Annotated in this window: 17 protein-coding genes; 8 read left to right on the top strand and 9 right to left on the bottom strand. The window is 71.5% G+C overall.

The window, feature by feature from the left end:
• The first annotated feature begins 39 nt into the window (after positions 1–39).
• On the top strand, positions 40–474 hold the full coding sequence (locus GA0070558_RS30625) for a globin domain-containing protein (protein WP_091286400.1): 435 nt from the start codon (positions 40–42) through the stop codon (positions 472–474).
• A 36-nt stretch (positions 475–510) separates the two neighbouring features.
• Here GA0070558_RS30625 and GA0070558_RS30620 read toward each other — a convergent pair whose 3' ends face one another.
• From GA0070558_RS30620 to GA0070558_RS30600, 5 genes are all read right to left on the bottom strand, one after another.
• The gene (locus GA0070558_RS30620; protein ID WP_141722379.1) at positions 511–1,257 is read right to left on the bottom strand and encodes a hypothetical protein; all 747 of its coding nucleotides are present in this window, start codon (positions 1,255–1,257) and stop codon (positions 511–513) included.
• Between the two features lie 88 nt (positions 1,258–1,345).
• Positions 1,346–1,843 carry a YcxB family protein gene (locus GA0070558_RS30615; RefSeq protein ID WP_091286392.1) on the bottom strand — a complete coding sequence of 166 codons (498 nt, stop codon included), beginning with the start codon at positions 1,841–1,843 and terminating at the stop codon, positions 1,346–1,348.
• A 26-nt stretch (positions 1,844–1,869) separates the two neighbouring features.
• Positions 1,870–2,643, bottom strand: coding sequence for a hypothetical protein (locus tag GA0070558_RS30610; protein ID WP_176734451.1), 774 nt, complete (start codon positions 2,641–2,643; stop codon positions 1,870–1,872).
• 361 nt (positions 2,644–3,004) lie between these two features.
• On the bottom strand, positions 3,005–3,808 hold the full coding sequence (locus GA0070558_RS30605) for a PrsW family intramembrane metalloprotease (RefSeq protein ID WP_091286384.1): 804 nt from the start codon (positions 3,806–3,808) through the stop codon (positions 3,005–3,007).
• Between the two features lie 87 nt (positions 3,809–3,895).
• Positions 3,896–4,504: an RICIN domain-containing protein gene (locus GA0070558_RS30600; RefSeq protein WP_256092222.1), complete on the bottom strand. Its 609-nt coding sequence runs from the start codon at positions 4,502–4,504 to the stop codon at positions 3,896–3,898.
• A gap of 502 nt (positions 4,505–5,006) precedes the next feature.
• Here GA0070558_RS30600 and GA0070558_RS30595 point away from each other — a divergent pair.
• Together GA0070558_RS30595 and GA0070558_RS30590 are read left to right on the top strand one after the other, a co-directional pair.
• A complete protein-coding gene (locus GA0070558_RS30595) occupies positions 5,007–6,434 on the top strand; it encodes an extracellular solute-binding protein (RefSeq protein WP_091286380.1) in 1,428 nt (475 codons plus the stop codon).
• Positions 6,431–8,467 (top strand): ABC transporter permease, encoded by a 2,037-nt coding sequence (locus tag GA0070558_RS30590; protein ID WP_091286376.1) that lies wholly within the window; start codon positions 6,431–6,433, stop codon positions 8,465–8,467. Before GA0070558_RS30595 ends, GA0070558_RS30590 begins: the two co-directional genes overlap by 4 nt.
• A gap of 27 nt (positions 8,468–8,494) precedes the next feature.
• Here the strand turns inward: GA0070558_RS30590 and GA0070558_RS30585 are convergent, their stop codons facing one another.
• Together GA0070558_RS30585 and GA0070558_RS30580 are read right to left on the bottom strand one after the other, a co-directional pair.
• Entirely contained in the window at positions 8,495–8,902 is a 408-nt protein-coding gene (locus GA0070558_RS30585; protein ID WP_077935156.1) for a nitroreductase family deazaflavin-dependent oxidoreductase, read from the bottom strand.
• A 107-nt stretch (positions 8,903–9,009) separates the two neighbouring features.
• Positions 9,010–9,747 (bottom strand): hypothetical protein, encoded by a 738-nt coding sequence (locus GA0070558_RS30580; RefSeq protein ID WP_091286371.1) that lies wholly within the window; start codon positions 9,745–9,747, stop codon positions 9,010–9,012.
• A 186-nt stretch (positions 9,748–9,933) separates the two neighbouring features.
• On the opposite strand from GA0070558_RS30580, the gene GA0070558_RS30575 reads away from it, so the two are divergent.
• Positions 9,934–10,701 carry an MFS transporter gene (locus GA0070558_RS30575; protein ID WP_091286369.1) on the top strand — a complete coding sequence of 256 codons (768 nt, stop codon included), beginning with the start codon at positions 9,934–9,936 and terminating at the stop codon, positions 10,699–10,701.
• A gap of 181 nt (positions 10,702–10,882) precedes the next feature.
• Positions 10,883–11,194 carry a hypothetical protein gene (locus GA0070558_RS30570; protein WP_091286366.1) on the top strand — a complete coding sequence of 104 codons (312 nt, stop codon included), beginning with the start codon at positions 10,883–10,885 and terminating at the stop codon, positions 11,192–11,194.
• 69 nt (positions 11,195–11,263) lie between these two features.
• Here the strand turns inward: GA0070558_RS30570 and GA0070558_RS30565 are convergent, their stop codons facing one another.
• A complete protein-coding gene (locus GA0070558_RS30565; RefSeq protein WP_077935160.1) occupies positions 11,264–11,437 on the bottom strand; it encodes a putative ATP-grasp target RiPP in 174 nt (57 codons plus the stop codon).
• A 197-nt stretch (positions 11,438–11,634) separates the two neighbouring features.
• Here GA0070558_RS30565 and GA0070558_RS30560 point away from each other — a divergent pair, with 197 nt between their 5' ends.
• The 3 genes from GA0070558_RS30560 to GA0070558_RS30545 all read left to right on the top strand — a co-directional run bounded on the left by GA0070558_RS30560 (position 11,635) and on the right by GA0070558_RS30545 (position 15,636).
• A complete protein-coding gene (locus GA0070558_RS30560; RefSeq protein ID WP_091286363.1) occupies positions 11,635–12,255 on the top strand; it encodes a TetR/AcrR family transcriptional regulator in 621 nt (206 codons plus the stop codon).
• Positions 12,256–12,377: 122 nt separating this feature from the next.
• Positions 12,378–13,889 carry an FAD-dependent monooxygenase gene (locus tag GA0070558_RS30555; protein ID WP_091286360.1) on the top strand — a complete coding sequence of 504 codons (1,512 nt, stop codon included), beginning with the start codon at positions 12,378–12,380 and terminating at the stop codon, positions 13,887–13,889.
• Positions 13,890–14,385: 496 nt separating this feature from the next.
• On the top strand, positions 14,386–15,636 hold the full coding sequence (locus tag GA0070558_RS30545; protein ID WP_091286356.1) for a S8 family peptidase: 1,251 nt from the start codon (positions 14,386–14,388) through the stop codon (positions 15,634–15,636).
• 131 nt (positions 15,637–15,767) lie between these two features.
• Here the strand turns inward: GA0070558_RS30545 and GA0070558_RS30540 are convergent, their stop codons facing one another.
• On the bottom strand, positions 15,768–17,258 hold the full coding sequence (locus GA0070558_RS30540) for a cellulase family glycosylhydrolase (RefSeq protein WP_091286424.1): 1,491 nt from the start codon (positions 17,256–17,258) through the stop codon (positions 15,768–15,770).
• Positions 17,259–18,474: the final 1,216 nt, after the last annotated feature.

The raw sequence follows: 18,474 nt of genomic DNA, 5'->3' as shown, positions 1-18,474 counted from the left end.
CCCGGTGGGTCGGGCCCACGCCGGAGAGGACGGTGGGGCGTGAGCCCGGAGCAGGTGGAGCTGGTGCGGGACAGCCTGCGGGCGATGGGCCCCCGGTTGGACGCGGTGGCCGACGACTTCTACGGGCGGGTGTTCGCCCACCACCCGGAACTGCGGGCGATGTTCCCCGCGGAGCTGGCCGGCCAGCGGGAGAAGTTCGCCGAGGAGTTGCAGACCATCGTCGCGGCGATCCCGGACCTCGACGGGTTCCTGGCCCGGGCCCGGCTGCTCGGGGCCCGGCACGGCGGGTACGGGGTCCGCGCCGCCCGCTACCGGCTCTTCCGCGACCTGCTGCTGGAGTCGTTCGCGGCCGAGCTGGGCGAGGCGTGGACCGAGGCGCGCGCGAGCGCCTGGCGGGGCGCGTACGACATGGTGTCCGAGGCGATGATGATGGGCACTACCCGGGCCCGTCAGCCGTCGTTGTTCCGGCGCTGACGCCTCCCGTCCTGGGCCCCGGCGGCGGGGCGGCCGTCAGTTCCGGCCGAAGACGCCGCTCAGGGCCACCTGCGCCGAACAGCTCAGCTCGCCCGGCGCGAGCTGGGTGTGCGACGGCCGCCAGAGCCGGGCACCGTCGGCGGTGACGCGGGCCATGAGGCAGTCGTACTGCGCCGCCCGCAGGGCCACGCCGACCTGGCCGCCCTGGCTGAGGACCTCCTGGCGTACGGCGGGATCGATCCCGAGCCCGGCGAGCGCGGCCCGGACGGACGCCTCCGTGGGCTCGGCCTTCTCCAGCGCCTTCGCCAGCCGGTCGTCGACGCCCCGCAGCGACGGGTCCCTGCTGACCGGCACGGGCTCGCCGGCCGGGCAGTCGATGTCGTCGTCGCGGCTGTCCTCGTCGGGCCCCAGTTCGAGGCGGAAGCAGATCGGCACGTCCCGCTCGTCGATCACCGACCGGTCCGCGCCGAGTTCGACGCCGTGCCCGACGACCCGCAGCACCAGGGTCACGCCGGTCTGCCAGTGGGTCTCGCCCCGCACCGAGAGCACCGTGACGTCGGGGTGCTGGCCGGCGGAGTGCACGAAGTCGTCGGCCTGGTAGATGTGGTCGTAGTCGAAGCGCTGCTCCACGGCGTCCACCTTCGTGGCGGCGTCGGCGACCGCGCTGTCGTGCAGCGGATCCGAGGGGCGGAGGAAGAACCAGTACGTGCCGGCCGCCAGCAGGGCCACCACGGCGCACAGCGCCACCGAGCCGTACACCAACCACCGGGAGACCGCCCTCACCGGGCCTATTCTGCCGGCCGCGGGTCCCTCCCCGCTGCCCCGGGAGCCGGACCGTCCTGCACCGACGGGCCCGTCGGTGCAGGACGGGTCACCGGTCCTGGAGCAGCCCGCGCGCGGTCATGAAGGCGCGCAGCGTCTCGGCGTCCTCGGCGGACATCAGGCCGCGTGGGATCACGGTCGCCGGCGTCCGGCCGACGTACACGATCCAGAACTCCGGGGTGACCCGCACCTGGTCGACCCCGTCCCACGCGATGCCGCCGGATTCCGAGCCGCTGCGCATCATGATGTTGTCGTCGGTGATGTCGTAGCCACCCTCGACGGCATAGCTGCCGGACCGCCGCCGGGCCCGCCACCGCACCCACGGCGCGTACAGCATCGACAGCAGGCCGCCCACGAGCAGCGACAGCCACAGCGACGAGAACTGCTCGCCCCGCGCGGACCCCCGCGAGACGACGAACCCGATCGCCCCGACCACGGTCAGCACCGCGCCGACCAGGCCGTACCTCCGCAGCCGGACGCTGCTGAGCGCCGCGGCCACGCGGCCCGGGTAGTCAGGGTCGGCGGGTACGTCGAAGCGGATGTGCACGCCAGAACGATAGCCGCCCCCCGGCCTCAGCAGCCGAGCCGCTTGGTGGAGAGCGCGATGTCGTCGATCCAGAGGTCGAACTCGCCCGGCGTGGTGCCGCCCTGGTAGAGCTGCCAGCCGATCTTGACCGTGTCGACCGCCGGCAGGACGAAGGGGACGTCGTTGCCGCCGTGTTCGGTCGTGGAGGCGGTCAGCTCCGGGTTCGCCACGCCGTCGATCCACACCGCGACGCGGTTGTCCGCCGGGTCGAGTTCCCACTCGAAGCACTGCCAGGTGTCCTCGGTGACCGGGGCGGACTCCCGCCAGTTGGTCCAGTCGCCGGTCGGGCCGCCGTCGGCGCCCACGCCCCAGAAGGTGCCGGGGACCGTCGGCGCGTACTGGCCGCCGACCGGGCGCACGACCTCCGAACTGCCCGTGCCGGTCGCCTCCACCAGGGTGAAGTGCGCCCAGTCGGGGGCGGTGGGGAACGCGTCGACGCGCAGGCGCATCCGGCCGAAGAAGCGGTTGCCCGGTGCGGCGAAGTCGTCGACGCGCAGGAAGGCGCGTCCGTTGTCGACGGTGTGGACGTGCAGCACCTGGTTGCCGTGGCGGGCCCGCTCGACGGCGAGCGTGCCGTTGCGCGTGTCGACGCCCCACTTCAACGTGCTGGGGCCACCGGTCGGCAGCCGCTCGAAGTCTTCGCAGAAGAGCAGGTCACGGTCGCAGGACCGCGGGGAGCCGCCCGACGCACCGGCCGGGACGCTGCCCGCCGCGCTGCCGATGATCAGGGCGGCGGTAAGCACCGCGAGGAAACTGCGCATGGTCATCCTCCATGACGTCCGGAGCCTCGGCCGCCTGCGGCGGATCGGAGGTCGCACGTCTCGGTTGTGGCGGGACGGGAAACGGACGACGGGGCACCTGCCCGTCGTCGCGGAACTGCCCGGCGATGCGGCACGCGCCCGTCGAAGCGGCGCGGTGCCGGCGCTGTGATGCTCCCGTGCTCACCGTTCCCAGCGCGGTTACCCCCGTGCTGCGGCGATGTGATCCATTCCAGCACGCCGCACCCGTTCCGGCAATATCGACGACCGTGAGCGCCGTTCCGGCGGGCACGAGCACCGCGCACCCCCGGAGGCGGTGGGGCCGGCGAGGCCGTCGGCCGGCCCCACCGGGCTCAGCCGGCGGTCAGCCGTGCGCCGGCTGGGCGGAGGCGACCGCGAACCGGGCCCGCGAGTCGGCCCGCCGATCCAGGTGCATCTGCAGCAGCACCCAGCCCAGCGAGACGAGACCGACGACCACGTACGCGATCTGGCTGGCGAAGGTGTCCCAGCAGGCGTGCAACACCACGGCGGCGACGAACGTCGCCCCGAACACGATCACCCGGCGCGCGCTGGGCGCGGCGGCGAGCGCGAACAGCGCGCCTGCGGTCAGCCCGGTCCAGGACAGGTGGGCGGCGGGGGCGGTCAGCCCGCGCACGAGCAGCGTCTGCTCGACGTCGCCGAGGTTGCCCTGGGACTGGACGAGGGCGGTGAACGCGTACCCCATGGTCTCCAGGGCGGCGAACCCGGCGCCGCTGGCGACGCCGATGACCAGGCCGTTGCTGGCCGAACGGTGTCGCCACCAGAACAGCAGGATCAGCACGGGGGCGACCAGCTTGGCGGTCTCCTCGATCAGCCCCACGAACAGCATCGGCAGGGCGCCGAGGCTGCGCAGGGTGTCGTACTCCAGCCAGCCGGCGGCGACCACGCCGATGATGCCGCCGAAGAACGCCGCCGCCGCGATCACGGACCCGGGCACCTGCCAGTGGCCCGAGCGACCCTGCGCGAACGTCAGGAACGTCGCGGGGGCGATGGAGGAGCCGAGCATGATGAGCGCCGGAACGAAGTTGATGTTCCGGGTGTCGACGAGCGTCGCCAGCACCAGCATGTACAGGGCTACGCCGAGCACGAGGACGGCTACCCACGCCCACCGGCGTCCGAACTTGGCCATGCCGGGAGTATTCCAAGGTCAGGTCGGGGCCGGAAGGTGCGCCGAGCCATCACTTCCGCGCCGCCGACGGACACGACCGGCCGGTCGTCAGACGGCCGTACGCGACCACTGCTGGTTGGTGCCGGTGTTGCACGCGCACTGCTTGAGGACCACGCCGTCCGCGGTCGACGCGGCGGGCACGTCCACGCACCTGCCGCTGTGCCGCGCCCGGAGCTGGAAGTAGCTGCCGTTGGCGACCATCTGGAACTGCTGGTTCGTGCCGCTGCCGCAGGTGTACTGGATCAGCTCGGCACCGTCGGCGGTGGATGCGCCCACCACGTCGAGGCACTTCCCGCTGTGCCGGCTGACGATGCGCCAGTAGCCGCCACCGGCGTCCTGGAACTGCCACTGCTGCCACGCGTTGCCGCCGTACGTGTACTGGCCGACGCGCGCGCCGTTGTCGGTGTTCGGCTGCTGGACGTCCATGGCCTTGCCGCTGTGGCGCACGGTGACCCGGTTGTACGTCCCCGTGGCGGGCGGACCGCTCCGCGATGGAGCCGATGCATATCCACCGGGTGGCGTGATCCTGGTCGAGAATGGGCCGGCCACGCGTGCCACTCGCCGTGGAACCACGGTCACGACGCCTCCCGGAACGCTGCGGGCAGCATGTTTTCTGGCTGTTAACTCCACGTTGCAGCCCAGTGTTAGCGATCTCATCCGGGTGTCAAGGCATCGAGACTCCTCGCTCGACCTGGCTCCCACCACCGCCACCGACGAGCACGAAGGCCCGCCTCGCGCGGGGCGACCGGCCCGCACCCCCGCAGCACAGGCCCCGCCGCCGCCGACATAGAAAGTGATCGTTCTCAATTGCTTCACGCACCGACCGAGACCGCGTCGGCGACCCTTGACATTGATCTTCAAAGATGCGTTTCCGGGTTTCCAGAAATCGCTTTACCCCTAGGCGCGACTTTCCGAAATGTGTAAAGTGAGCGCACCGCCGGCCAGCCGACGTGTCGGGCCAGCGGCGCGTGTCCCGGAACAGGTCGGGGGAGGGCCACCGCGCACCGGGGCAACTTTTCCGATGACTGCGCGCCAGAGCCGGCTGCGACCACCCGACCGGGCAAGCACCCTCGGGTGCGGGTCGCCTGCGCCCAGAGAGGGCAGCACGCCTCTCGGCCGCCTCCGGCGTGCAGCGGCGAGGCAGAGGAGGCGACAGGCCATGGAGGACTACCCGTTACGCACCCGACGCGGCTTTCTGGGCATGGGGGTGGGACTGCTCGGCGCGGCCGGCCTGGCCGCGTGCGGGGACACCTCGTCGGCGCCCCGCGTGCAGGCCGAGGTCCCGAAGGAACTGATCGACGCTGCGGCAGCGCTGCGGGGCTCCTCGATGGGGATGCTGTCGCAGAAGCTGTACTCGGAGGCGGCGAACGCGGCGCTCGACAGCTCGATCAAGAACTTCGCCGACGCCACCGGCACGAAGATCGGCAACAGCCTGGTGCAGGCCGACGCCGGCGACGCGGTCGCCAAGATCCACGCCGAGGTCGAGGGCGGCGTGGCACGTGACCTCGCGTTCATGACCGACTCGCGGTTCGTCGCGCAGTTCCAGGCGCTGGGCGACCTGGAGGACGTGACGGACGTCGTCCAGGCGCTGACGGCGAAGTACGGCGAACCCACCGCCGAGTCCAAGAACTACTGCGTCTTCGACGGCAGATGGTTCGCCATCCCCTACCACTTCATCGGGATCGGGTCGTTCCTGCGCAAGGACTGGATGCAGGACAAGGGCATCTCCCCCAAGGACGTCTACACCTGGGAGGAGCTGCGGGACCTGTGTCTGGAGATTTCCGATCCGGGCAAGCGCAGGTTCGGCTGGGGCATGACCGTGAACCGGTCCGGCGACGCCAACGGCATGATCGAGGCGTTGATCAACTCGTACGGCGGGGCGATCGCCTCCAACGACGGCAGGAAGGTCACGTTCGACTCGCCCGAGACGGTGCAGGCGGTGACCTTCCTCGCCGACATCTACACGAACCCCCGGTTCAAGCCGATGCTGCCGCCCGGCGTGGCAGCCTGGACCGACTCCAGCAACAACGAGAACTGGCTCGCCGGGGTCCTCGGCTACACCCGCAACCAGTTCAGCGTCTACGCGGACTCCAAGACGAAGAAGAACCCCGTCTACGCCAACACCCACGTCTTCGCCGACTGCACCGGGCCGGCCACCGACACGTCCCTGCTGCTCGGCCAGTCCCAGAGCTTCGTCGTCTTCAAGGGCGCCAAGAACGCCGCACTCGCCAAGCTCCTGGCGCAGTACCTGATCACCGCGCCCGCGCTGCTCGGGGTGGCGAAGGAGGCACCCGGCCTGGCACTGCCCGCCTGGGACAAGGTCTGGGACGCCGACCCGTTCTTCACCAGCGGCGACCCGGCGTTCCCCGTCATGCGCAAGATCACCCAGCAGACGCTGCCGCTGTCCACGAAGAACGGCCTGGACTTCCCGCAGAAGGCCAGCGCGGGCCAGCAGGCTGCCGTCGGGGCCTACGTCCTCACCGACATGATGCAGCAGGTCATCCAGGGCACGCCGCCGGCGCAGGCCGTGCGGGCCGCCCACGCCAAGATGGTGCAGATCTTCACCCAGCAGGGGCTGCCGCAGTGACGTCCACCCGGTCGGCATCGGCCCCGGCGGCGGCAGCGCCCCCGCCGCCGGGGTCCGGCTCCCTCACCGCCACCCAGCGACGGCTGGGCCGCGACTGGCGGCTCGCGGCGCTGTTCCTCGCGCCCACGGCCGTGCTGGTCGGCGGCCTCGTGCTCGTGCCGATCGCCTGGTCCATCGTCACCAGCACCACGGAACGGCACGGGCAGCACAGCGTGTTCGTCGGCCTGGCCAACTACGCCGCCCTGGCCGACGACGAGCAGTTCCGCACGGGCGTGGTGAACTCGTTCGTCTTCACCGCCTACGCCGAGGTGTTCAAGGTGGTGCTGGGGCTGTCGGCCGCCCTGCTGCTGCACCAGCTGCGCCGTGGCCGGGCCGTGCTGGCCGGGCTGCTCCTGCTGCCGTGGGTGGTGCCGACGGTGGTCACGGCGTTCAGTTGGCGCGCGCTGCTCGACCCGATCTTCGGCAGCGTCAACATCCTGCTCACCGACTCGGGGATCGGGCCGCTGCTGGCCAGGGCGCACCTGGTCGACGCCTGGCCGGCGGGCTGGCTGTCCGAGGCGTCGCTGGCCATGCCGTCGGTGATCGGAGTCAACGTGTGGAAGGGCGTGCCGTTCTTCACCGTCGCGTTCCTCGCGGGGTTGAAGGCCATCCCGGCGGACCTCTACGAGGCGGCGACCGTCGACGGCGCCTCGCCGTGGCAGCGGTTCGCCCACGTGACGCTGCCCGGGCTGCGCCACGTGACCACCGTGACGGTGACCCTGTCGTCGATCTGGACGTTCAACAACTTCGACCTCATCTGGTTGCTGACGCAGGGCGGCCCCGGCAACGCGACGGCACCGTACGTGCTGGTCGCGTACTCGAAGGCGATCCTGCAACTGCAGTACGGCGCGGGGGCGGCGGTCACGCTCGTGATGCTGCCGGTCATCGGCGGCCTGGTGTACGTGCTGGTCCGGCTGTTGCGTCGGGACGCCGGCACCGAGCCGCCCCGCCGTGCCCGCGCCGCCCGAAAGGCCCGTGCCGCGCCGACGGCCCGTACCGCGCGGAAGGCCCTGCCGTGGGCGGTCGCCGCGGTGGTCGCCGGCCTGCTGGTCTGGGCGTCGCCACACATCGCCTGGAAGGCGGCGCTGCTCCTCGGGGTGCTCCTGCTGGTCGCGGCGGCGGTCGGCCGGGTGGTCTCGGCGCTCGGGGCGCGGGGAAGCCGCCGGTCGTCGTCGCTGGTGTCGGGGCTGGCGTCCGGTGTCGCCCTGGCCCTGTTGCTGCTCTTCGTCCTGGCCCCGCTGTACTGGATCGCCGTCACGGCCTTCAAGTCCGAGGGTCAGATCGTCATGCGCGTCCACGACCTGTGGCCGACCCCGTGGACCCTGCAGCAGTTCACCGACCTCTTCGCCACCAAGCCCTTCGGCCGCTGGTATCTCAACACGGTGCTGGTGTCCATGGCGTCCACCGTGGTGGCGCTGGTCTGCGCCGCCCTCGCCGGCTACGCGCTGGCCCGGCTGCGGTTCCGCGGGGCGCAGGGCTTCACCGTCACGGTGCTCATCACCTACGTCATGCCGGGCGCGCTGCTGTTCATCCCGCTCTACCAGCTGCTCATCGGGGCGCGGCTCACCGACTCGCTGTGGTCCCTGGTGGTGACGTACCCGACGTTCACGCTTCCGTTCGCCACCTGGCTGCTGACCGGATACTTCGCGTCGATCCCCGTCGAGTTGGAGGAGGCCGCGCTGGTCGACGGCTGCACCCGCCTCCAGGCGTTCGGCCGGGTGGTGCTGCCCCTGGCCAAACCGGGGCTGCTGGCGGTCGCGCTGTTCACCCTGACCAACGCCTGGAACGAGTTCCTCTTCGCCTTCGTGTTCATCACGAAGGACGAGTACAAGACCCTCCCCGTCGGCATGCAGTCGATGATCACCGGGGACGTGGTGCCGCAGGGGCAGCTCGCGGCGGCGTCGCTGCTCGTCAGCATCCCCGTGGTGATCATGTACGCCTTCGGGCAGCGCTTCCTGACCGAGGGGCTCACGGCGGGCGCGGTGAAGGGCTGACCCGGCATGTCAGCACACCGCCACCGGCTATGGCGCGGGCTCCAGGACGACGACCGGGATCCGGCGGTCGGTCTTCCGCTCGTAGTCGGCGAAGCCCGGATAGGCGGCCTTCTGCGCGCTCCAGATCCGCTCCCGCTCCTCCCCGGCGGCGACCCTGGCGACCAGCTCGACCGTCTCCGTGCCGATCTCGGCCCGCACCCGGGGATGGGCGAGCACGTTGTGGTACCAGTCGGGATTCGTGGGCGCGCCGGCCTTGGACGCGAACACGGCGTAGCCGCCGTCCACCTCCTGGTACATCATCGGATTCACGCGGGCCTGGCCGCTCCTGGCGCCGACGGTGTGCAACAGCAGCAGCGGGGCACCGGCGAACTGGCCGCCCACCCGTCCACCGTTGGCGCGGAACTCGGCGATGACCTTCTCGTTCCAGTCGCTCATGACCACTCCTCGCCCCGCCCGCCCCGGTTTCCTGCGCACCATCCTGCCAGCTCCGGCCGGGCACGACCGCGCAACCGGTGCGGGGCGGGGCGGGGCTCAGATACTGCTCAGCCGACCACGGCCACCCCGGACTGGGACTCCCCGAACTCCCAGCCCGCCACCAGCTTGCGTCGACCGTCGAGGGCCGAGGTGCCGGTCGGCCACTCGTTCGCGCCCAGGTGGCAGGCACCCGCGGCCCGCGACCAGAACGGCTCCAGGCAGTGCAGGCGCAGGTGGTCGCGCAGCTCCGGCGGCTCGACCCCGGCCAGCGCCTGCTCCCAGTCCTGCTCGACCCGCCGCTGGCCGTCCGGGCCGAACTCGGCCAGCACCGGCAGGCGGTGCGTGAACGTCGCCATGCGCATGGCGTCGTGGAGGGTGCCGTCCGTGGCCAGGCGCAGCAGCGCCGAGATGCGGTAGCTCAGCCGCTGCGCCGACTCGTCCGCCAGGTCGATGCCGTGGCGGGCGAGCAGCACGCCCAGGTCGGCGCCGCGTACGAGCATGTCGGGGTCGGCCGCCCGCACGTCGGTGAGGAACGCCGCCGGCAGCACATCGTCCGCCCACTCGACCGCGAACAGGGAGTTGGCCAGGTCGAACTCCCAGGCGAGTGCCTCATGGTCGTCGTCGAGGTAGCAGGCGTCCACGTCCGGCAACGCGACCGGGGCGGACGACGCGAGGGCGGCCGGGGTGAGCCAGGGTGCCGGGAGCAGGAACTCGTCGAGGGTGTCGCCGCCGTAGTAGGCGTCGTAGGAGCCGGCGGGAAGATCGGACCGCCCGAGCAGGGCGGCGAACGCATGCGTCAGGTCCACGCCACGCAGTCTGGACCAGGGGTACGACTCCGGCGGGCCGGGCCGGCCGTCGGCGGAGTTGGCGACCGGCGCGTCACCGTCCGGCCTGAACCGGCAATGAGCCGTCCCGCAATCACGGATTCACATTAATGCGGTAACTGCCGTCAGCCGCCCCGGTTCGACGATCACCGCCGCAGAGGAAGCGGCATGGTGATCGGCCGGATGCCGGTCGTCGTCGTGGCCGCGCTCGCCTCGGTGGGCTTCGCGGTCTCGGCGGCCTGCTGCCGGGCCCTGCCGCCCGCGCCCACCCCGGGCAGCGGAGCCGGCGTGGCGTCCGGGGTGTGGCGTCGCTCGCTGGGGGTGCTGCGGCGGGACACGGAGCTGACCCGGGCGTTCAGCTACCTGGTCGCGACCGTGGTGCTCTTCCAGGGGGTCAACCAGATCGCCCGGGTCTGGCTCCCCCTGACCTGGCTCGGCACGCCGGCCAGTGGCGCGGCCTGGCTGGAGGCGGTGAGCGTCTCCGGGATCGTCGCCGGGATGGTCCTGGTGATGGTCGGCCTGCCGGCGCGCTGGCGGCTGCCGGTCCGACTACTCTTCGCGCTGACCGCCGGACTGATGCTGGTGCCGTTCGCCACGCACCGGACGGCGCCGGCCTTCGCCAGCTACTTCGTCTACACGATGGTCTTCGAGATCGTGTACCTGGTCTCCTTCGGCGTCGTGCTGGCCCGCACCGACCAGGGCGACCTGCCCGCCGTGATGGTCCTCTTCTACGGGGTCGCGTTCTCGGGGATGACCGTCACCGTGATCGCCGTGGGGGCGCTCACCGACCGGTACGGGCTCCCCGCCGTGCTCCTGGCGGTGGCGGTGGCCGCGCTGGCCACCGTGGTCGGGACCGAACGCCGGGCCCGCCGCGCCGCCGACCGGGCGGCGGTGGTCACGCCGCCGGCCATCCCGCAGGGCGCCCGCCCCTCCTGAAGACGCCCGCCTCTCCCGGACAGGTAGAACGCGATGAACATCCGCTTCGTGAAGCTCCAGAGCGGCACCTCCGACCACCTCGTCGTCAACGCGGTAGACGTACCGGCCCGGCACTGGGCCGGCCTGGCCCGCAACCTGTGCCAGCCCACCCGGGGGGGCCGGGGCGGACGTCCTGGTCGGCATGGTCCACACCGGTCAGGGCCGGTTCGACCTCAGCTGCCTGGGCGGCGACGGGGTCACCGTGCCGGCGACCGTCTGGACCGCTGCCGCGGCGGCGGTCGCGATCCGCCGCCGGTACGGCTACCAGGCGGTCCGGCTCCGCGCCGATCACCTGGCCTTCGAGGTCTCGGTGGCGGGGCAGGACGTCCGGGTGCACCCGGGTGGGCACCAGTCGGCCCCGGACCACCCGGACGGCTGGCAGATCAGCGTCCGGTACGTGTTCGACGGCGAGATCGCGCACCACGCCGCCGCCAGCGATCTCTTCGCGGACTGACGCCTCCCCGCCGCCCGGAGCGGCCGGCGCCGGCCTGCCCGGGGAGGGCGGGTCGGCGCCGGCGGCTGATCAGAAGTCGCTGTCGGTGTCGTTCCGGCCCCCGCTGGGGATGTCGTCGATGGTCTTCGACGAACCCCCGGCGTCCCGCCTCGGCAGGCCACCCAGCATCCGGGCGAGCTGCTCGTCGGCCAGTTCCACGCCGTCGGCCGGGATGGTGTCGATCCGCACGGTCTTGCGCCTCATGTCGTACCCCTCTTCACCCTGATGGAGCGTCCGGCTGCTCAGCCGGACGGTTAGCAGTGTGTGCCGCCGGCGCGGCGTACGGACCGGGGTTCTCCCTGGTCTGGGCCCCAGTCCTGGCTGGCGGCCAGCACCCCGACGACGAATTCCTGCGGAGCGCGCATATTTGCGTCCCACGCAACTAGTGCTAGTGTGGCGGCATGACGGGGCTGCGGGAGCGCAAGAAGACCGAGACGCGGGCGGCGCTCAGCTGGGCGGCGATCCACCTCACCGCCGAACGCGGCTACGACAACGTCCGCGTCGAGGACATCGCCGAGGCGGCCGGCGTTTCCCCGCGCACCTTCAACAACTACTTCTCCAGCAAGGCGGAGGCGATCGCCTGCCGCCACCTCGACCGCAGCCTGCGCACCGCAGCCGCGCTGCGCGAACGCCCCGCCGACGAGCCGCTCTGGGTGGCGCTCACCGCGGCCGCACTGGAACAGTTCACGCCCGGCCCCGAGGTCGAGGCGATGCCGTCCCCCGCCCATGCCCAGTGGGTGGCCGGCGTGCGGACCATGCTCGCCGAGCCCGCGCTGCAGGGCGAGCGGCTGCGCGCCGCCGCGATCGCCGAGGCCGGGCTGGCCGCCGCGGTCGCCGAGCGCACCGGCACCGACCTCGCCACCGACATGTATCCGAGGCTCGTCGCGGCCGCCGCCAGCGCCGCCGTCGGCGTCGCCATGCAGCACTACCTCGACGGCGGCGACCCGCCCACCCCGATCGAGCGCCTCATCACCGACGCCTTCGCCCAGGTCGCCGCCGGCCTCCCGGCGCCGCCCCGCTGAAGCCCGGCCCCCGCCCAGGCCACCGGCCCACCCACGCCTCAGTCGCGTCACACCTGCACGGCGGGCCGGCAGCGCGCCGCGCCCGTCGTGGCGATGACGCACACCCTGAAGGGACCACGATCATGATCGACGTCCTCATCGCCGGGGCCGGCCCCAACGGCCTCATGCTCGCCTGCGAACTGGCCCTCGCCGGCGTCCGTCCCGTCGTCCTCGAGCGCCGTCCCACGCCCGGGGGTGAGCCCCGCGCCAACGGCCTCGTCGGCCAGGTCGTCCGCCTGCTCGACCGGCGTGGCCTCTACGCGCGGCTCAGCGGCGAGAGCAGCCCGCCGTCCCCGCAGCCGGCCTTCACCTTCGGTGCGTTCCCGTTGGATCTCACGGTCCTCGCGGACAACCCGCACTACGTGCTCGGCGTGCCGCAGGCCCAGCTCGAGGCCGCCCTCGTCGCCCGGGCCGCCGAGCTCGATGTCGACCTGCGCCGCGGCCACGAGGTCGTCGACCTCCACCAACGGCCCGACGCGGTCGAGGTCTGCCTTGCCGACGGTACGCAGCTCACCACCCGGTTCCTCGTGGGCGCCGACGGTGGCCGCAGCACGGTGCGCCGCCTCGTCGGCATCGACTTTCCCGGCGTCACCGACGACCGGTCGGTCTCCCGTACCGCCACCGTAACCGTCCCCGCGTCCTTCCTCGACCCCGCGACCGGCGGCCTGCGGGTCCCCGGGTACGGCGTCGTGCCTCCGTTCCAGCACACCCGTACCCCGCGCGGCCTGGTCGCCTGGGCCCCGTTCCCCGGCCGCCCGGCTCTCCTGACCACGACGGAGTGGCCCGATGCGCCGACGAGCGACGACGCTCCGATGGAGCTGGCGGAGCTACGCGCCAGCGTCGCCCGGGTGCTCGGCGCGGACCTCCCCGTCGGCGCTCCCGACGGCCCCGGTCTGCTCCGGCGGCTGACCGGCCGCAACACCCGGATCGCCGCCCGCTACCGCGCCGGTCGGGTGCTCCTGGTCGGCGACGCCGCGCACGTGCACCCCGCCATCGGCGGTCCCGGCCTCAACCTGGGCCTGCAGGATGCCGTCAACCTGGGTTGGAAGCTCGCCGGCACGGTGCGCGGCTGGGCACCGCCGGGCCTGCTCGACACCTACGAGACCGAGCGCCGACCCGTCGCCGAACGGGTCGCCATGTCCGCCCAGGCGCAGTCGGCGCTCATCGGCCCCGGCGACGAGATCACCGGCCTGCGGCAGCTCTTCGCCGAACTGCTCCGCCTGCCGGAGGTGACCGGGCACATCGCGGGGTTGATGTCCGGCGCGGACGTCCGCTACCCCGCCGACCCCGCCGACCCCGCCGACCCGTTGGCCGGCCGCAGCGCCCCCGACGTGGTCGTGCACGGCGACCACGGGCCGACGCGGCTCGCCGAGCTGACCCGCACCGCCCGGCCGCTGCTGCTGGACTCCACGGGGACCTACGCGGAGACCGCCGCCGGGTGGCGCGACCGGGTCGACGTGGTCACCGGCCCGCTGGAGGGCACGACCGCCACCGCCCTGCTCGTACGCCCCGACTGCTTCGTCGCCTGGTCCGCCGGCGACGCCGACACGCTGCGCGCCTCGCTCACCCGGCACTTCGGCCCTCCCTCAGCGTGACGGCGCAGGAGTCAGCCGGCGGCTCCGGACGACGACGTCGACCACCTGTTCGGTGGCGAACAGCGGCACCCTGCGGGCGGATCAGCAGCCAGCCCCCTTGACATCCTCCCCGCTCTAAAGGACGGAGGTTCCCTCCACGCTGCGTGTGGAACACGCGGCCTCCGGGTGGGTTACCGCTTCGCCGCGCGGTGCCGGGACGGGTCCCGGTCTTACCCGCGCTCCACGGTCGTTTGAGTTGTCCGCCCGTACCGGGCGGCCTTGTACTCCAGCATGCCGGTGAAACCGGCCCAACCGGCGTCGTGCACGGACTTACCCTGATACATCAGACCGGCACTCTTCTCACCCCACGCTCAAAAAGACTCGTATCGATTGGATCGGCGAATTCGTCCGTGGAATCAGATCGAATATCCGTTGTACGCTCCCCCAAAATCTTCCGGGCCATTCGATCGGCACGTCGCGCGGCCGCCGGAATGGTCGGAACAAGGGAGGCTGGGAGATGGGAATCCACCGCCACGCGATCTTCGCCCGAGGGCGTCGAGCCGGAACCGCCGTCACGGCCACGCTCGCCACCGCGACCATGCTCCTCACGATGGCTGCCGGACCGGCCACCGCGGCACCCATCGCCGAAGCGCCGTCCGGGACGGCCGGCGAGATCCTCGGCGCCGGCGAAACCGCCCGCGTGCCCGGCAGCTACGTGGTCTCCCTGAAGGAAGGTGGGGGCTCGGTCGACGATCGACACGCGGGCGTGGCCCGCCTCGCCGACCGGTACGGCTTCCGCCCGGACCAGGTCTGGCGCGACGCGCTGAACGGCTTCTCCGTGCGGACCTCGGAGCTGGTGGCCCGCCGGTTGGCCGCCGACCCGGCGGTGGCGGCCGTGGAGCAGGACCGGTTGACCAGCCTGGCCACCACCCAGACGAACGCGCCGTGGAACCTCGACCGGGTCGACGCATCGCTGGGGCTCAGCGGCACCTACAACTTCACCAGCGTCGGGACCGGCGTCCGGGCGTACATCGTGGACAGCGGGATCCAGATCAGCCATGCCGACTTCGGCGGCCAGGCGGTATACGGCTACGACGCCGTCGACGGCACGCTGCCGGCGAACGACTGCAGCGGGCACGGCACCCACGCCGCCGGCACCGTCGGCGGGACGACCTTCGGGGCGGCCAAGAACGTCGTGCTGGTCGCGGTCAAGGTGTTCGACTGCGCCCTGCCGAGCACGCTGTCGATGCTGATCAACGGGATCAACTGGATGATCGCCAACCACCCCGCCGGGCAGCCGGCCGTGGCGAACATCGGCGTGTTGACCAGCCCCACCGTCGCGCTCGACGCCGCCGTGACGAACGCGGTCGCCGACGGCATCACGGTGACGGTCCCCGCCGGCAACTCGAACGTGAGCGCCTGCACCGTCTCACCCGCGTCGGTGCCGACCGCGCTGACCGTGGGCGCGACGCTGATGAACGACAACCGGGCAAGCTGGTCGAACTTCGGCCCCTGCCTGGACATCTTCGCTCCCGGCGAGCGCATCACGTCGGCCTGGTGGAGCTCGACCACCGCGACCCAGACGATCAGCGGCACCTCGCACGCCGCGCCGCTCGTTGCCGGCGTCGCCGCCCGGGTGCTCAGCAACAACCCGACCTGGACGCCGGCCCAGGTGGCCAGCTACCTGTTCGGCGTCGCCAGCCCGGTCGTGATCAACCCGGGGGCCGGCTCACCCAACCGCCTCCTGTACCTGTCCCCGGCGCTCTGACCCGCACGGCTGCCGCGCCGACCAGGTCGATGGCGGGTGGCAGGGGCACGCGAGCGACCGCTCCGGGCCTCAGCGCCGCGACCGCGCGGGCCGGGCGTCGTTGACGCCCGGCCCGTCGGCTCACGGCCTGCTCAGCTCGCCGCGCAGGACAAGGACGGTACGCCGTTGGTGCCGCTCGACGACCCCAGGAAGCCGAAGGTCGTGCTGCCGCCGGCACTGAGCGAACCGTTGTAGCTGACGTTGCGGGCGGTGACCGTCGAGCCGCTGGTGGTCAGCGTCGCGCTCCACGCCTGCGACACCTGCTGCCCGTTCGCGAAGGTCCAGGTCACCGTCCAACCGCTGATCGCCGAGCTACCCGCGGTCACCCGCACCTCGGCCTGGAAGCCACCCTGCCACTGGCCGGTCAGGGTGTACGACGCCGAGCAGGACCGCCCGCCCGACGGCGGCGGGGTCGTCGGGGGCGGGGTGGTCGGCGGCGGGGTGGTCGGCGGGGCGGTGGTCGGCGGCGTGGTCGGGGTGGTGCTGCCGACGGCGCTCATGATGGCGTCGATGATGCCCTGCTGGGTGACCGTGGCGCTGCTGCGGTTGAACAGCCCGAACCCGTACGCCCCGTTGTAGCCGTTGTCCCAGTAGGCGGTGGCCGCACCGTACTTCTTGGCGCTGGACACCAGGGTGCGCGCGTAGTCCGCGCGGTACCTGTTGTTCGTCGAGTCGGCCGACGTCTTGTCGACCGAACCGTACTCACCGACGAACACGGGGTAGCCACGCGAGACGAAGGTGTCACGCACCTTCTTCAGTTGCCCGTCCATGAAGTCCTGCTGTCCCCAGGTCGACTTCCGTGCCGGGTTGGTGGCGGCCGGCCCCCACTGCGTGATGGTGCCGTTCTCCTCACCGGCGAAGTCCCAGGGATCGTAGTAGTGCACGGAGATCATGAGCCGCTGCTCGTTGGCCGGGATGGACGACGAGCGGTTCTGGTCCGTCGGCAGCACGAAGCCGTAGTTGCCCACGGTGTAGTCGATGTTGGTGTTCCAGCCGGGGACGAGCAGCCAGCGCGAGGTGTTGTTCCCGCCGGTCCGCCGGACCGTGTCCACGAAGATCTGGTTGTAGGCGTTGATGTTCGAGTAGCACGGCTGGGTGGGATTGCCGTACTGTCCGTCGAACTCCTCGTTCATGGATTCGAGGATGAGGCGTTCGCTGTAGCTCTGGAACCTGGTCGCGACCTGCTGCCAGACCTTCTGGTACTTGTCCCTGATCGTCGTCTGGTTCGACGAGTCGCAGATCAACCAGGAGCCGGTGACGGTCTTGTAGCCGTCGCCGTGCATGTTGATCAGCACGTACAGACCACGACCGTAGGCGTAGTCGACGATTTCCTGGATCCGATTCAGCCAGGCGGCGTTGATCGTGTAGTTCGGGGCGGACCCGATGTTTCCCAGATAGGAGACCGGGATGCGGATCGTCTTGAATCCCGCCGCCTTCACCCGGTCGATGAAGGCCTGCGTCACTACCGGGTTGCCCCATGCCGTCTCGCTGGGGATCCCGTTGACGTTGGCCTCCAGGGCGTTCCCCAGATTCCAGCCCGCCCCCATGTTCGCGACGAGCTGGGTGGCGTTCAGCTGGGCCATGCTGTCGGCCGACGCGGCACTCGGCAGCACGGCTGTGGTTCCGGCCAGCGCCAGTACGCCGGACAGTAAGGCGAACTGAACCTTCCTGAGTGTGGGTTTCACAAGCATCTCCCGTCTTCGAACCAACCGTCACGCTGGGTTGTCGAAGCGATTCGACGATATTTCGACTGCCTGCGTTGGCAGTCGATGGCCGCCAAAGAATAGATGCACATGCATGAATGGGGCAAGGTTGCGGCCGGCGCGTCCGGTCGAGGACCACCCGCGTGCCACCCCCCGCCCAGCGTCGGGCCACGGGATGGACCGCCACCGAGCGCGACGCACGCAGCGCGTCGCCGCCAACGCGAACACGGTGCGGAGCCGCAGGATCGCCGTCCGGGCATGCCACTCGGGCCCCACCACCGGCGAGACGGAAACTTTCCCGGTTCTGCTCCGATAGTTTCCGGCCCGCAGCAACCCACTCATTGACGAACGTCGACGTCAGGGCGTAGCGTCGGCGTAGAAAGTTTCTGGATGACGCCGCTCCTCCGCTCCCGATCCCCCTGGCAAGGAAAGCCGAGCGATGAACAGAGCGATACGGAAAGGTCACCTCCGGCCCGCCGCCGTCGCCGTCGCGGGCGGTGGTCGGGCGACTCCGCCGCAGCTGGCAGCGTGACGGTTCTCGGCGACCGGAGCTCTTCACCACCACGAGAAGCGGCACCCCGGTGACGGGCACCCCGGGCTGGCCTGTTCCGCCGTCGTGACAAGCAATCGGCCGTACGGAAATCTCCGTCAATCCCGAGAAAGGTCCCTATGAAGAACAAACGCTTCGCGATCTGGGCAACGATCGCTCTCCTCGCCATCGGTGGCGTCGGGACCGGCGCCCTGGTGGCCCCGGTCTAGGTGCAATGCCGTTCAGATAAGGGTGTTTGGGCAGGCCAGGCGGGGTGTGGGTGGTCTGGGGTGGCGGGTGTTGCGGTCGGCGGGGCGTTTGACGCGGTAGGAGTTGTGGCGGGCGCGTTTGATCGCGCGGGGGCAGGTGCGGTGTCGGCGTGGCGGTAGCCGGTGGTGCAGGAGTTCGGCGATGGTGTCGGCAATGGCGGTGTTCAGGCGCTCAGGGGGTGATGGCCGCCTGGTCGGTGACCTGGCGGCGGACGACCCGGACGCCCTGTGTGAACGACATGCGGTCAGGGTCGTAGCCGGCCGGATCGGCGGCGTCGACCAGCAGGGCCCTGATGGC

This window comes from Micromonospora haikouensis (assembly GCF_900091595.1).
Classification (GTDB): Bacteria; Actinomycetota; Actinomycetes; order Mycobacteriales; family Micromonosporaceae; genus Micromonospora; species Micromonospora haikouensis.
The sequence above is the reverse complement of the archived record's forward strand: the minus strand, read 5'-3'. Positions and strand labels throughout refer to the sequence as shown.